The sequence below is a fragment of the Stappia taiwanensis genome (genome assembly GCF_014635285.1).
Classification (GTDB): Bacteria; Pseudomonadota; Alphaproteobacteria; order Rhizobiales; family Stappiaceae; genus Stappia; species Stappia taiwanensis.
The window spans coordinates 39134-54149 of the sequence record NZ_BMCR01000001.1 but is presented as its reverse complement, the minus strand read 5'-3'; the positions used below and the strand labels follow the sequence as shown (position 1 = coordinate 54149).

Below are 15016 nucleotides of genomic sequence, written 5' to 3'. Positions count from 1 at the left end.
CAGGACAGAAACTCGTCACCGACGCGAGTAAAAGCCCCCACAGTCACGCCACCGCAGCGAACGTCCAAGGTGCTGACGTAGAGGCAAAGCCTCGCGTGGCTAAACGCCCACCTGTGAAATTTACCGACCCAACGATGACTTTGAGAAGCCAACTCCGTGGAAAACGCGCGGCATTTTTACATAACAGTATCATTCGCCAGCTACTTGTCTTAAGTCACAGGCATTGAGCTGGAAGATTTTTATGTCGCTACGTGCCCATAACACTGCGATTACCGGATTCGCCGCGCGCCTGCCCGGCGCCTCAACGCCGGACGAATTCTGGTCGCTGCTCACCGAGGGACGCTGTTCGGTCGGCGAGATCTCCGAGGATCGCTTCGACAAGCGCCGGTTCTTTCATCCCCGGCCGAATACCGCTGGCAGAAGCTTCACCTTCGCTGCCGGCCAGATTGACGATGTCTGGGGGTTCGATCCCGGATTCTTTGGAATTTCCCCGCGCGAAGCGGCGCAGATCGACCCACAGCAACGGCTGCTGCTGCAAGTGGTCTGGGAAGCCATCGAGCATGCCGGCCTGAAGCCGTCGGAGCTGGCCGGGACCAACACTGGCGTCTATGTGGGGGCCTCCGCCCTCGACTATCATCACCGGCTGCTGTTCGACCTGCCGATCGTCGATGTTCAGATGATGACCGGCAACACCCTGTCGATCGTCTCCAACCGCATTTCCTACATTTTCGACCTGCGCGGACCAAGCTTCACCCTCGACACGGCCTGCTCCTCGTCGCTGGTGGCCCTGCATCAGGCGGTCAGCGCCCTTGAAAGCGGGCAGATCGAGACCGCCATCGTCGCCGGCGTCAACCTGTTGCTCAGCCCGTTCTCCTTCATCGGCTTCGCCCGCGCCTCCATGCTGTCGCAAAACGGCCTGTGCCGGGCTTTCGATGCCAATGGTGATGGATACGTGCGCTCCGAAGGCGCGGTCGCCCTGGTGTTGCAGCGGGACGACGCCGCCATTCTGAAGCGCCACGCCCGCATCATTGCCAGCGGCATCAACGCGGATGGCCGCACCACGGGCCTTTCCCTGCCCTGCTCGCAGGCACAGGCCGCCCTGCTGCACTCCATCTACCGCGACTTCGACATTTCCCCCGAAGATCTTGCCTTCATCGAGGCGCATGGCACCGGCACGCCGGTGGGAGATCCGGCTGAGGCCAACGCACTGGGCGTTGCCATCGGCCAGCGTCGCCAGACGCCGGTGCCAATCGGATCGGTCAAGACCAACATCGGCCATCTGGAGCCGGTCTCGGGCCTTGCCGGTGTCCTCAAGTCGATCCTGGCCCTGCAACACCGGCAGCTGCCGCGTTCCCTCCATTTCGATACGCCGAATCCGAATATCGATTTCGAGGCGCTCAACCTGTCGGTCGCGGGCGCACCCCTTGCCCTTGACACCCCCGGAGTGGGCCGGCTCGCTGGGATCAACTCCTTCGGCTTCGGCGGCACCAATGCGCATACGGTGATCGCAGAAGGGGACCCGATCCGCCCGCCGCAAAGCGATGTTCCCGACACAGCGCCGCTAGTGATTTCCGCGCGCAGTCAGGCTGCCTTGCGTGACCTGGCCGCCCGCTATGCCGAGGCACTTGAGCACGCGGAGAAGACCGAAACGGTCGGCCCGCTGCTCGACGCGGCCGCCCGGCGCCGCGACCTGCTCGACCACCGGCTGGTGATATTGGGCGAGACCGCCGCCGACAAACGCGCGGCCCTTGAAGCGCATGCGCACGGTGACAGCGCCCCCGGGTTGATCGAAGGCAAGGCCAATCCACGCGCCCGGGGTCTTGCCTATGCCTTTGCCGGCAACGGCTCGCAGTGGGCCGGCATGGGCCAGTCCGCCTACCGGGGCGATGCCGCTTTCCGCGAGGCGCTGGAAGAGACCGACCGGCATTTCATGGCAGTCTCCGGCTGGTCGCTTGTCACCATGCTGTTTTCCAAGGATCTCGACGCAGAAATCGAGCGGACGGAGATCGCCCAGCCGCTGCTGTTCGGCCTGCAGGTCGCCCTGGTGCGCGCGCTTGAGGCGCGGGGCCTTCGCCCTGACGCGGTGATCGGCCACAGCGTTGGCGAGGTCGCCGCTGCCTGGTGTGCCGGCATGGTCGATCTGGCCACCGCCACGCGGATCATCCATGCCCGCTCCACCCAGCAGGAGGTGGTTCGCCACCTCGGCACCATGGCGGCCCTGCTGCTGCCGGAGGCGGATGCCCGCGCGGCCATCGCCGACGCCGGCCTGCCGGGTATCGAGCTGTCGGCGGTGAACAGCCCGCGCAGCGTGACCCTTTCCGGTCCGGTCGAGAGCATCGATGCCTTCGCCGCCCTTGCCCGCAAACGCCGCTGGGCCTTCCGCAAGCTTGGCCTCGCCTACCCGTTCCACTGCGCTCTTGTCGATCCGATCGAAGAGCCATTGCGCGCGGCGCTGGGCGAGATCGAAAGTCGCACGCCTGCCCCCCCCTTCATCTCGACCGTCTTCCCGGAGCGGGACTCGATTACACCCGATGCCACCTACTGGTGGCAGAACGTCCGACTGCCCGTGCGCTTCCGAGAGGGGCTGACGCGGCTGATCGAAGGCGAGATCGATATGATCGTCGAAATCGGTCCCCGGCCGATCCTGACCACCTACATCCGCGACGTGCTGCGCGAAGAAACAAACAGCGCCGCCATTCTGACCTCGCTCGATGCCCCCAGGCGCGACGGCGGCGAGGTCACCATCGACATGATCGCCGCCCGCCTTGTCGCCCATGGCGCCCGCCCCGATCTCGATGCCTATATCGGCCCCAACGGCCGAGATCTGCCGGACCTGCCACATTACCCGTGGCAGAACAGCCCCCATCTCGTCGAGCACACAGATGAACGGATCGGCGGCGCCTTCGGCGATTTCTGGCCGCTGGCCGGCGCCCGGCTCCGGCCGGAAACCGGTGAATGGTTCAACACCCTCGATCCGGACCTCCTGCCCTTCCTCGCCGACCACAAGGTGGAAGAGGCCACGGTCTTCCCGGCAACCGGCTTCATCGAGATGGCCTTGCGCGCCGCGCTTGAGTGGACCGGCTCCGGCGACGTCGAAATCCGCGATCTGGAGATCCTGCGGCCGCTGGTGTTTGACGACCGCAGCTTGCAAGAGACCCTTGTTCGACTGTCTCCGGACGATCGGGTCATCGAGATTCTCAGCCGCCCCCGGCTGCAAGGGGCGGACTGGTCGCTGAACGCGCGCGCCAGCTACCGCAGCCTTGCCGGAGCCGGAAAGGTCGACGCCGCCCGCTCCCGGCCCGAGGCCAGGCGCCTTGACGCGGAGGCGCTCTACACCATCACCCGTGCGCATGGCCTTGACTACGGCCCCTCTTTCCGGCTCGTCGAAACGGTCGAACTGGCAGGGCCGCGCATGGCGATCGCCACCCTGACACCAGCAGTCGCAACGCCTGAAGCTGCTCAGTTCGCTCTGCATCCGGCTCTCACCGACGCTGGCTTCCACGGCCTGTTCGCCCTGATGGCCGAGCACGCGGCGGCAGATGGCAAAACCGGCTTCCTGCCGATCCGCATCGGTGCGGTGAAGCTCTACCAACCGGAACGCGCTCCCACCTCCGTGCGCATCACCGTCATCCGGGCGGGGCAGCGCTCGATCCTGGCCGATCTCGACTATCTCGATGCCGCTGGAGAGCTGGTGGCGCGCCTTGCGGGGGCTCGCTTCAAGGCGGTGCAGTTCGACAGCGGACCGCACGATGACGGGATGCTCTACCGCGTGTCCCAGCGCCTGCTCCGCGGCAATGACGACGCGCCGGCTCCCGATGTCCCGCGCATCGCCGCTCTGGCGGACGAACTCGACCTTCTGCGTCCGGATGGCGAGGATTTCGATCCCGACGATGCAACACTGCTGCTCGATGCGCTGGCGCGCACGCTCGTTCATCATGCCTTCCACGGGCTTGCCATCGAGGTCGCCGGACCGCTGGACCTTGCCGAGGTGATCGCGCGCGGAACCTTGCATGACAGCGCAATGCCGCTGGCCACCCGGTGCCTCGACCTGCTGGCGACCCATGAGTTGGCCTGGCTGACAGATGCCGGCTGGGAGATCGCACCACCGGACGAGGACTTCGGCATCGCCGATCTAGTGCAGACCCTGTTCCAGGAAGCCAGCGCCCATGGACCGGAGACGGCGCTTCTTGCTCGCCTCGCGGGCGACCTGCCCACGGTACTGCGCGACGGCCTGGGCGAGACGGCGCAAGCGCTGTTCGCCCCGGCGCTGCTTGAGGCCTATCGCAGCGCCAGCCCGGCGGCGGAGGCAATGCGCAGTGCCCTGTTGGCGCTCGCCGCGCGCCTCACGCGCGACTGGCCGGAAGACCGGCCCCTGACGGTACTCCTGCTGGGCGCGCGCGACCCGGTGCTCGCGCGCCGGCTCGCCGGCTTGCTCAACGACAACCGCATGAAGCTGGTGGTCACCGACCGGACCGCCTCCAGTGTCGAACGACTGGGGCGGCAGTGGACCGGCAATCCGACGACCAGTTTCGCGCCGCTCGATGCGGAGGCGCTTGCCCCCCTCGGCCCCTTCGATCTGGTGCTTGCCTGCGATGCTCTGTCGGAGACAGCGTCCAGCAGGCTTTCCCTCCTTGGCAAGCGGATGGCCGCCGATGGCCGGCTGATCGCTGTGGAGCGGGTGCCGGCGGCCGGCATCGACCTCATCAATGGCATTGGCAGCGGCTGGTGGTCCGGTGAAACCGATACGGCGGTGGCGCGGTCGCCGCTGCGCGACGGTCCGGACTGGAACGACCGCCTTGCGGCCTGCGGCTGGCGCGGGATGGAAAGCGCGCCGCTCGCAACCGATCTGGTAGAGGCGAACCTGATCCTCGCCCATGCCGACGAGATTGCCCGGATCGTCCCCGCCGCTGAACCTGCCGCCGAGGCCTCAGAGGATGCGCCGCGCCGGCGGATGCTGCTTTTGTGCGATGCCGACGGACAGAGTCGAGCGGTGGCCAGCGCCCTGCGCGAGACCCTGTCGCGCCACGGCGTCGAGGCCGCGCTGGCCGTTCTGGGGCCGGAAACCTGTCGTCTCGCGCCCAACGAATGGCAGCTGGACCCGTCAGACCCGCAAGCGCTGGCTGAAGATGACGATCTCTCCAGCGCCGCACAGGCCGGGGTCGTGCATCTGCAGGGGGCGTATCTTCACGGCGGCGACGATGCGGCAGCCGTCAGTGCGCGAAGCTGGGCGCTGACCCTCTTGCTGCGCCAGCTTTCGGCGCTCAACCTCCCTCTCACCATAGTCGCCCCCCACGGCGCGCGGCGCGCCGCCGATCCGGTTCAGGCGGCGATCTGGACCTACGCCCGGGTGGCGCTCAACGAATACCCGTCGCTGAACCTCAAGCTAATCGACATCGACGCGCATCTGGAAGCCAGCAATGCCGCGCTACGTCTGGCGCGTGAGGTGCTGCAGGAGGACGATGAGCGCGAAATCATTCTGACCGGCGACACGCGGCTTGGCCTGCGCCTTGATGCCGGGATTGCCTTGCCGCCCCGTGCTGGCGGCACGCCCGCCGGCGCACCGGCCATGCGTCTTGAGATCGCCGGCCAGGGCTCCCTCGACCGGCTGGAATGGCAGGAGACGACCCGCACGCCACCACGCGGCGCGGATGTGGAAATTGCGGTGGAGGCCAGCGGCCTGAACTTCCGCGATGTGATGTGGGCGCTCGGACTGCTTCCCGAAGAAGCGCTGGAAGACGGTTTTGCCGGCGCGACGCTGGGCATGGAATGCTGTGGTCGGGTCGTTGCCTGCGGTCCCGAGGCCACCCGCTTTGCGGTCGGGGATCGGGTGATCGCCTTTGCTCCAGCCTGTTTCGCCAGTCATGTGCAGGTCGCGGAAACCGGCTGCGCCGCAGCGCCCGAGGGGATCCCGGCCGAGGCCGCCGCGACCATCCCGGTGGCGTTCCTGACGACCTTCTACGCCCTCACCCGTCTTGCGCAGTTGCAACCGGGCGAGACCATCCTCATCCATGGCGGCGCCGGCGGCGTCGGATTGGCCGCCTTCCAGATCGCCCGGCATATCGGCGCGACGGTGATCGCGACCGCCGGCAGCGACGAGAAGCGCAGCTTCCTGACCCATCTCGGCGTCGATCATGTGCTTGATTCCCGCTCACTCGACTTCGCCGATGCGGTGATGGAAATCACCGACGGCGCCGGTGTGGAGGTGGTGCTGAACTCGCTCTCCGGCGAGGCAATGGAACGCAGCATCGACGTGCTGAAGCCGTTCGGACGGTTCCTCGAACTGGGCAAGCGGGACTACTACGCCAACACCCATATCGGCCTCAGGCCGTTCCGCCAGAACCTCAGCTATTTCGGCATCGACGCCGACCAGTTGCTGATCCACCAGCCCGTGCTGGCACAAAAGGTGATGCAGGAGTTGATGGCGCTGTTCGCCGCTGGCGAACTTGCCCCGCTGCCCTATCGCACCTTCCCGGCCGATGACGCGGTGGGCGCCTTCCGGCTGATGCAGCAGGCCGGCCATATCGGCAAATTGGTGCTGCAACCGCCGCGGGTGAGCGCACCGGCAGAACCGGTCGCGCCTGTTTCCCTCCAAGCGGAAACCGTGCAGGTGGTGGTCGGCGGCTTCGGCGGCTTTGGTGCGGAGCTGATCCGCCGCCTTGCCGATGTCGGTGCCCGCAAGATCGCGGTTCTGTCGCGGCGCGGGGCCGAAACGCCGGGTGCCGAGGCGCTGATCGCCGAAATGGCCGGACGCGGCGTCACGCTTGCCGGGCACGCCTGCGACGTCACCGACGAGACGGCGCTGACCGCCGCCCTGGCTGACGTGCGCGGCACGCTCGGGCCGATTGGCGGCGTGTTCCACACGGCGATGGTGCTGAAGGATACGCTACTGGCCAATCTCGACCGCGCGGCGCTCGATGCGGTGCTGGCGCCGAAGGTGCGCGGCGCGGACCTGCTCGACCGGCTGACCCGGGACGATCCGCTCGCCCATTTCGTGCTGTTTTCCTCGGCGACCACCCTGGTCGGCAATCCGGGACAGGCGAATTACGTTGCGGCCAATGGCTATCTGGAAGGGCTCGTGCGCCGTCGCCGCGCCGCCGGACATCCCGGCCTCGCCATTGCTTGGGGTGCCATTTCCGACGCCGGTTATCTCGCCCGCAACGATGAGGTCGGCGACAAGCTGGCGCGCAAGCTGGGGCGCCATGCCCTGACCGCGCGCGAGGCGCTCGATGCGCTCGTTGTGCTGATGTCCCTGCCGCCGGAGCAGCAGGATGACGCCGCGCCCGGCTTTGCCCGCATCGACTGGGCGGCGGCCCGGCGCGATCTGGCCCTCCTGGCCACTCCCTTTGCCGAACGGCTCGGCCTTGGCGAGGCCGACGACCGCTCCGGAGAAGGCGCGGCCGTTGACCTTGCCGAGCTTCTGTCCGGCCTCGATCGGCCGCAGGCGATTGCCAGGATCAGCGATTTGCTCGCGGTCGAGATCGCCCGGATCCTGCGTATCGGCCGGGAGGAGATCGACGCCGCGCGGCCTCTGGCGGAGGTCGGCATGGATTCGCTGATGGCGCTGGAGCTGCGGATGGCCGCGGAGCGCCAGTTCGGCATCGACATTCCGCTGATGTCGCTTGCCAACGGGGCAACACTCCAGGACATGGCCGGTCGGATCGCCGATCAGGCGATGTCCGGCGACGGGGACGCGGACGCAGGACTGTCCGCCGATGCCCGGGCAACCTCGCAGCAGCATCTTGGCGAGGAAGCCCTTGCGGACAAGGAGGCGCTGGCCGATGTGGCGGCGAAGGTGGAAGCGCGGAGCAAGGACGTGAGGTCCCTGCTGTGACCGACGCGCGCAAACCGTCCGGCACCAAGCGCGACAAGCTGGTGGCGAATTTGCGCGCCGGACACAAATCCGCACGTCAGCGCAGCACCGCACCAGCCGCGTCTCCGTCCACTCCGGCCGCCTCAGCACACAAGCCCGGCGCCTTCGACTTCTCGGAGCTGGCGCCCGTGCGGCAGCTCCGCATGCACCGGGCGGCGGCGGACATGATCGGCCTCGACAATCCGTTCTTTCAGCCCCATGAGGGGGTCGCTGGCGCAACCAGCGTCCTGCACGGCACCGAGCACGACAACTTCTCCTCCTACAACTACCTCGGCCTGACCGGTGATCCGCGCGTCAACGCAGCGGCGGAAGCGGCGATCCGCACCTACGGCACCAGCGCCTCCGCCAGCCGGGTGGTGGCGGGCGAGCGCCCGGTGCATGGCGCGCTGGAGGCAGCCCTTGCCCGGCTGCACGGCGTCGAGGACGCGGTGGTCATGGTCAGCGGTCATGCCACCAATGTGACAACCATCGGTCACCTGCTCGGCGAAGGCGACCTGGTCCTGACCGATGCGCTGGTGCACAACTCGATCAGTGAGGGCGCGCGCCTGTCCGGTGCCGCACGCAAGAACTTCCCCCATGACGATCTCGACGCGCTGGAAAAGCTGCTGATCGACAACCGGCACCGCTACGAAAACGTGCTGATCGCCGTGGAAGGCATTTACAGCATGGATGGGGATTTCCCCGACCTGCCCCGACTGATCCGCCTGAAACAGGAGTTCGGCGCCTGGCTGCTGGTGGACGAAGCCCATTCCTTCGGCGTCCTCGGCAAGACCGGCAAGGGGATCGCCGAGCATTTCGGCATCGACCCAAACACGGTCGAGATGTGGATGGGCACCCTGTCGAAGACCCTGTCGGCCTGTGGCGGCTATATCGCCGGCTCAAAGGCCCTGTGCGATTATCTGAGGGCCACCGCGCCGGGCTTCGTCTTTTCCGTCGGGCTGGCACCGCCGCTGGCCGCCGCCGCCCTCGCCTCGGCGGAAATCCTGGAGCAGGAGCCGGAACGGGTGGCGCGGCTCGCGGCCAACGGCCAGCGTTTTCTCACCCGCGCGCGCGCCGCCGGTCTCGATACCGGAAACAGCGCCGGCTACAGCGTCATTCCCGTCATTGTCGGCGATTCCATCGGCGCGGCAACGCTTTCCAACCGGTTGCTGAAACGCAGAATCAACGCGCTGCCGATCGTCTTTCCGGCGGTGGCGGAGAAATCGGCGCGGCTTCGCTTCTTCATCACCAGCGAGCACAGCGATGCGCAGATCGACCGGGCGGTTGCGGCCACCGCCGAGGAACTGGCGCTGTTGCGCGAGCAGAATGTCGGCTTTGGCTCACTCGTCAAAAGCGCCCGGGACTGATCTCGCCTCCCCCTGACCGCAACCGCACGCCCCCTTTCACCCCGCCTCAGAGCCCCAGTTTGCGCCCCAGCCAGGATAGCTCCTGCCGCACCCGCTGGCGCAAGCGATAGCGGGCATCGCCGCGCTGCTGCTGCAGCCGCTCGATCAGGAATTCCGGACCGCAAGGCTTCAGGGACACCGGATCGACACTCAGCGGATAGTCGATGAAGGCCACATGCACCAGGGTCTCCAGATCAAGGCGCCGGGTCCGACGGGCGCATCGGCTGAGATCCTGCGTCAGGCCCCAGCCCGCATAGAACGGCATACCGTAGACCGTCACCGGCTTGCCGCGCAGCAACGCCTCGAAGCCGGTCAGGGAGGAAAACGTCTCGACCCGGGAGCAGGCGCGCAACAGCTCTCCCAGGTCGCAGCCGGCAACCACATCATCGGCAAGGCCCGACAACTCCGAGGCTGACAACCGTCCGGCCCGCAAGCGTGCATCCACATCCGGATGCGGTTTGTAGAGGATATGCGCCTGCGGGTTGCGGTCACGCACGCAGCGCAACAGCTCCAGATTGATGTTGGCAACGCGCTCGCAGTCGATCACGTCGGACAACGAGCGGTGCACGCCGGCATCGTCGGCGACCTGACCCGGCACCAGAATCACCTCCCTGTCCGAAGGCAAGGCCGGCAGCGACCGGCGGCCGGCGATGTTGTACTTCGACAGGCCCGCCTCGACGATGCACCGCAGCAGCGCACGGGCGCGGGCCACCTCATGCGGTTGAAGGCTCCGCTCCTGCAGCAGCCGTTCCATGCGGCTCGCGCCGCGCGCATCGAAATAGACACCCGTATCGTCATAGGCGAAGGACGCGCCTCGGGCGAGGCCGGCGCCGAGACCGACGGAGCGCAGGAACCCGTCTTCAATACGCCAGAGTTCGATCTCCTCGGCTCGGGCGCGGTCGATCAGATCCGCGTTCACCTGCCCGGCCCAGGCAAGCACGCGGCCGCCATCGCGACGAGCGCCGGCCACCGCCTCCGCCGCTGAGCGCTCCATGACAACCTCCAGCCCCGGCGCTCCGAAAGCCGCGCGCACGGCAGCCTGGTTCCAGGATTTCACGCCGAAACAATGCCCGCGGCGATCCGCCAGCCGGTCGCGGCGCAGCGCGGCGTTCAGAGCGTGCTGCATGTGAACGGCAGACAGGCACGTCTTGCGGTCATAAGGGCTGGGATAAACGAAAGACGCGGCCATCAGCGCGCCGTGCAGCCCGGCCTGCTGTGGCTCGCCCGCCGGTTCCCCGCCGAGCCGCTGCAACGCCCGTTCCAGCGCATCGAAACGCCAGACATCCGCCTCGGACAAGGTCGCCGGCGAGACCATCGCCTGCGCCTCCCCGGCCGCCCGCAAGGCGCCGATCAGCGCCGCATCGGCGTCCATCGTTTCCGTCAGCACGGTCCTTGGCACCTCGGCCAAACTGAGCCGGACCATGCCCTTTAGCGGAAAGGCGGAGGCAGGCAAGGCATGCCCCGCCACCATCGGTGCGGCATCAGCGAGAATGAGCGGAAGGGACCGTTCCAGCGCCATCATCCGCCAGCGTTCAAAGGCCGGACTGGCGAAGGCCACAAGGATACCGCCGCAAAAAGCGGGCGGGTGGCGGTTGGCGTCGACCGGCGCGCCAAGGCAGGCGGAAAGGGCCTTGCGCATCGGTCGCAACACCGGGTCGGCCAGCCAGATCGGCGCGCTCACAACGGCACCCCGAGGGCCCGGGCCCGCGCAAGACGCGGTGGCGGTTCCACCGGTTTGGCCGGCGCGTTGAGCGTCTGGGTCAGAATGCGCGCCGCCATGCCGTCGACCGCCGCATCGAGCCCGGCGCGGTTGTGGATCGAGCCGCGCACCTGAAGGCTGGCGGCAATGGCGGTGACGAAATCGGCAAGGAGCGCACTGTCGGGCGCCTCGGGCGCTGACCAGAATCCGTCCAGCTCGCCCTGATGGGTCAATCCCGCGACATCATAGAGCGCCGGGGTCATCGTTTTCACGGACACCCCGGCTCGCAAGGCCTCCAGCCCGGCGGAGGAATTCACGGTGACGAGCCCCGCTGCCCGGCGCAGCAGCTCCGGCAGCGCACCGCCATCGAGAAACACCACCCTGTCCTCTCGCCCCAACCGACGGGCGAGCTCGGTGACACAGCGCTGCCAGTCGCGATGGCCATTGTCCAGCGGGTGCGATTTGACAACGAGCCGGGCATCCGCCGGGGCGTGGGCGGCGAAGGAGGTCATGATCCGCTCCAGCGCCTCCGCCATCGTGGCGAAGGGCGAATGGGCGAGGATCTGATAATCCCCCTCCACCTGCAAAGGCAGCAGAAACAGCGGCCCTTTCCCATCCGCCAGCGCCTTCTGGCGCCGGACCGCGCGCGCTTTTCGCCGCCGCGCGCCGGCAAGCCGCAACAGCCAGCGGCTGTAATCGACGACCGGATGCAGCGGCGTGTGGCGCCGGTAGCCCGGGTAGAGAAATCCCAGGAGCACATTCGGCAGATGGTAGGAGACATCCTGCCAGGCTTCCAGCGCGAAAGAGCCGGGGTAGCGCGGCGTAAGGTCAACGGTCCCGGCGGCATGCGCGGCGGCGCGGATTGCGTCGGCGGTATCGGGAAAGCGGCTGAGGGTGGAAAGGCCGCCACGTTCAATGGTCATCCAGCCGGGCCGCAGATAGCCCAGTTCGGTGGCGGCCACTGAAATGCCAAGATCCTCAGCCGCCCGCACCGCCGCCCGGTGATAGGGCCGCGTGTCGCCGTGCACCACCAGATCGGTGATGCCATGCTCTGCCAGATACCCGGCGATGAAGGCTGGCCAGTCCGCGCTCCTCCCACGATAGCTGATGGTGCCACGCCCATGCCAGTGCAACCAGTCGCCGGGGCAGAAATTGATACGGCGCACCTCATGCCCGGCCTCGGTGAGCCGGGCGCCGATCCGCCGAAAAAGTGGCGACAACGGCCCTTGCAGAAACAGAAACCGCCGAACCGGCTGCCGTGTCGCCCCGGCCGGGGACTGGCCCTCACCCGCGCCAGGCACGACGCCACCGTCCGACCTTGCCACGCACGGCCATTTCCTCGCTGTAGGTCAGCGGCAAGCCCATGGCCCGGGCCTTTTCCTCCCGTGGCGGCGGCTCCACCCAGCCTCCGGGGCCATTGATCCGACCGGCGCCGAGCCGGGCGGCGAATTCCCGGGCCGCCGCCTGCTTGCCGGCGCGGGAATAGAAACTGCCCTGAATCTGGATGGTATGCCCCAGCAGCCGCTGCGTGGCCTCCAGAACCTCCTCGTCCGGCGCCTGCGGATTGCGCCAGAACTGATCGAGTGGCAACTGACAGGTCAGCCCAGGCAAATCATAGATCGCCGCGCCAAGGATCTTCACCGGACAGCCGAGATCGACGGCGTGCAAACCGGTGGTGCTGTTGACCATCAACGCGCCGCTGGCATGCTGAAGCAAGGTCACCAGATGCCCGCCATCGACCAGATGCACGCGCCGCTTCACCCGATACTTGCGCGCCAACTGCCGCACGATCCGCCCCCAGGGCTCGATGCCCTGATCCATCGGGTGAACCTTGACCACGAGCTGCGCCACCGGGTGCGCATGCTGCGCGAAAGAGGCAATCGTCTTTTCGAGCGCATCGGCCAGATGCGGGAACGGAGCATTGTAGCGAAGCTGGTAATCGCTCTGAAGCTGAAGAGCAAAGACGAAATAGGGCGCTTCGGATTCGATCACGTCGTCGATCAGAATTTTGGCGATCCGGTCCCGACGCCGGGAAAACAGGAGCCGTGGCAGCATCGACAGATATTCGAACAACGGGCTGTAATACTTGTCCGCCTCGAACCGGGGATAAAAGGCACGCACGAAGAAATTGATCAGGTGGAATGCCACCTCATGGGTGGCCTCCAGCGGAAAGGGATGCCGGTAACGCACCGTGAGATCGATGGGCGGCAAGTCGCGCGCGGCGGCAAGAATCGCACCGGGATCGGCCGGGAACTGGGAGCGGACCGACATGCCCACCCGCTCCGCCGTGATCCAGTCGGGACGCAGGTAGCCATTCTCATAGGCAATCACCCGCAGGCCGAGCTCCCGGGCCACCTCGATCGCCGCCGAATGGTAAGGAAACCGATCCTGATAATAGACGATATCCGTCACCTGGTGGCGGAGCAGAAACGCCTTCAGAAACGCCGGCCAGGCCGAGAGCCCGCCGCGAAAGCTCACCGCCCGTCGATCATGCCACAACAGCCAGTCGGACAGGGAAAGATTGATGCGAAACGTCTTGTGTCCAAGCTTTTCCAGCTCGTCGGCAACGATGCGCGGAAAGTTCGACGGAGGCCCCTGAAGGAAGAGAACGGTGTGCGGGGATGGATCGTTGGACATCTGTCTTGTCTGCCCCCCCTAACGACCCGACATCCGCCAGACGCAGGGCGCCATGGCGCCCCTGCGTGTCTTGCGTCCCTATTTCAGCACCCGTTCATCATTCCCGCAATCTGGCCCGATGGCCACGACCGCCTAATCGGTGATCAGCGCATTGGCCGTGTTCACGTTCGACAGAAGCGGGCCGATGATCTGCAGGAACTTGCCGAATTCCGCGGTCGGATGATTGGCGACGTAGATGATATCCTTGTCGCGCATCTCCAGCGAGCGGGCGAGGAAAAATGCCTCGGCCTGACGCAGATTGAGCTTGTAGACAACCGGAACGCGGTTGCTGGTGAACTTGTCGGCGCTCGGCCCCTTGAGCTTGCGCACCAGAGCGCGGTCCTCATAGCGGAACAGGAAGATACCGGCGGCATCGGCGAAAAAGTCCTTCAGCCCGCCGACCTGCGCGAGCCCCTCGGCCAGCGTCACCGATTCGGTCTTGAACGGCACGAGCTGCGTACTCTTTACCGCTCCGAAGGCGGAGAAGGTGCGCGGCTTGTGCGTCAGCAGGATGTTGTCGCCGGGCACCAGCCAGATGTTGTTTTCCGGGTATTCGATCAGATCGACGAGCCGCGCGGTCCCCGCCCCGCGGCCCCGCTTGACGGTGACGACGGTCTCATAGGTGGCCTGGCGCGACCCGCCCGCCCGGGCGACCGCTTCCAGAAGCCGCATGCCGCGTACCGACATGGTGTATTGGCCCGGCTTGTTCACATCGCCGACGACCACCACGCCGCTGCTTTCGTTGCCCTCGACGACCACCAGAACCTGCGGTTCGATCGCCTTGCCCTTCAGCCGCTCCTGAATGCCGGCGCGCACACCCTCGACCGACAGGCCGGCAACGCGGATCCGCCCGGCATAGGGAATGAAGATGTATCCGTTCTCGTCAACGACGACCGGCACCGAGACCTGCTTGCCATCGGGGGTGGAGAACAGCCCTTCGGGCGCCGCCTCCCAAATGGTCACCACCAGCCGGTCGCCAATGCCCAGACGACTGGACCGGCTCCCACCGGGCACCTTGCGAAAGCTCTTGGAAAACAATTCCGGACGATAGGCGTGGATGGCGTTGACCGCTTTCCGGTCCACGTTGATCAGCGCATATTGCGAGCGGATCGCATCGCCCTCGATATCCTCGGAGGTGATGGTGATTGCCGTCGGCCCCTGCCCCGGCAGCGCCCCGCAGCCCGTCAGGAAAGATGCACAGATCGCAACAAGAAGAAACCGCATCCAGATCCCATTCGCACTTTGTCCGCAGCCCCTCGCGCGGATGCATCCTGTTACCACCGCGCGAGGCGCGAGTCCAAGAACGTTACAAGCCACCGGACGCTCCATCGGTGGCTGTGTTCGAACGGCAACATCATCTCAAGAAAACATTAACCAACTGGAATC

General features: G+C 66.6%; 6 protein-coding genes. 2 read left to right on the top strand and 4 right to left on the bottom strand.

Annotated elements, in window-relative coordinates:
- Positions 1–241 precede the first annotated feature (241 nt).
- Together IEV83_RS00195 and IEV83_RS00190 are read left to right on the top strand one after the other, a co-directional pair.
- Complete coding sequence (locus tag IEV83_RS00195; RefSeq protein WP_181758256.1) at positions 242–7831, top strand: type I polyketide synthase; 7590 nt, start codon at positions 242–244, stop codon at positions 7829–7831.
- The gene (locus IEV83_RS00190) at positions 7828–9216 is read left to right on the top strand and encodes an aminotransferase class I/II-fold pyridoxal phosphate-dependent enzyme (protein ID WP_181758255.1); all 1389 of its coding nucleotides are present in this window, start codon (positions 7828–7830) and stop codon (positions 9214–9216) included. Before IEV83_RS00195 ends, IEV83_RS00190 begins: the two co-directional genes overlap by 4 nt.
- A 46-nt stretch (positions 9217–9262) precedes the next feature.
- Here IEV83_RS00190 and IEV83_RS00185 read toward each other — a convergent pair whose 3' ends face one another.
- From IEV83_RS00185 to IEV83_RS00170, 4 genes are all read right to left on the bottom strand, one after another.
- Positions 9263–10936 (bottom strand): capsular polysaccharide export protein, LipB/KpsS family, encoded by a 1674-nt coding sequence (locus IEV83_RS00185; protein WP_181758254.1) that lies wholly within the window; start codon positions 10934–10936, stop codon positions 9263–9265.
- Positions 10933–12174 carry a capsule polysaccharide biogenesis protein gene (locus tag IEV83_RS00180; RefSeq protein WP_209002918.1) on the bottom strand — a complete coding sequence of 414 codons (1242 nt, stop codon included), beginning with the start codon at positions 12172–12174 and terminating at the stop codon, positions 10933–10935. The genes IEV83_RS00185 and IEV83_RS00180 overlap by 4 nt, the downstream gene beginning before the upstream one ends.
- Positions 12175–12238: 64 nt before the next feature.
- The gene (locus IEV83_RS00175; protein ID WP_188478575.1) at positions 12239–13591 is read right to left on the bottom strand and encodes a capsule polysaccharide biogenesis protein; all 1353 of its coding nucleotides are present in this window, start codon (positions 13589–13591) and stop codon (positions 12239–12241) included.
- A gap of 132 nt (positions 13592–13723) precedes the next feature.
- Entirely contained in the window at positions 13724–14854 is a 1131-nt protein-coding gene (locus IEV83_RS00170; RefSeq protein WP_181758252.1) for a polysaccharide biosynthesis/export family protein, read from the bottom strand.
- Between the last annotated feature and the right edge of the window lie 162 nt (positions 14855–15016).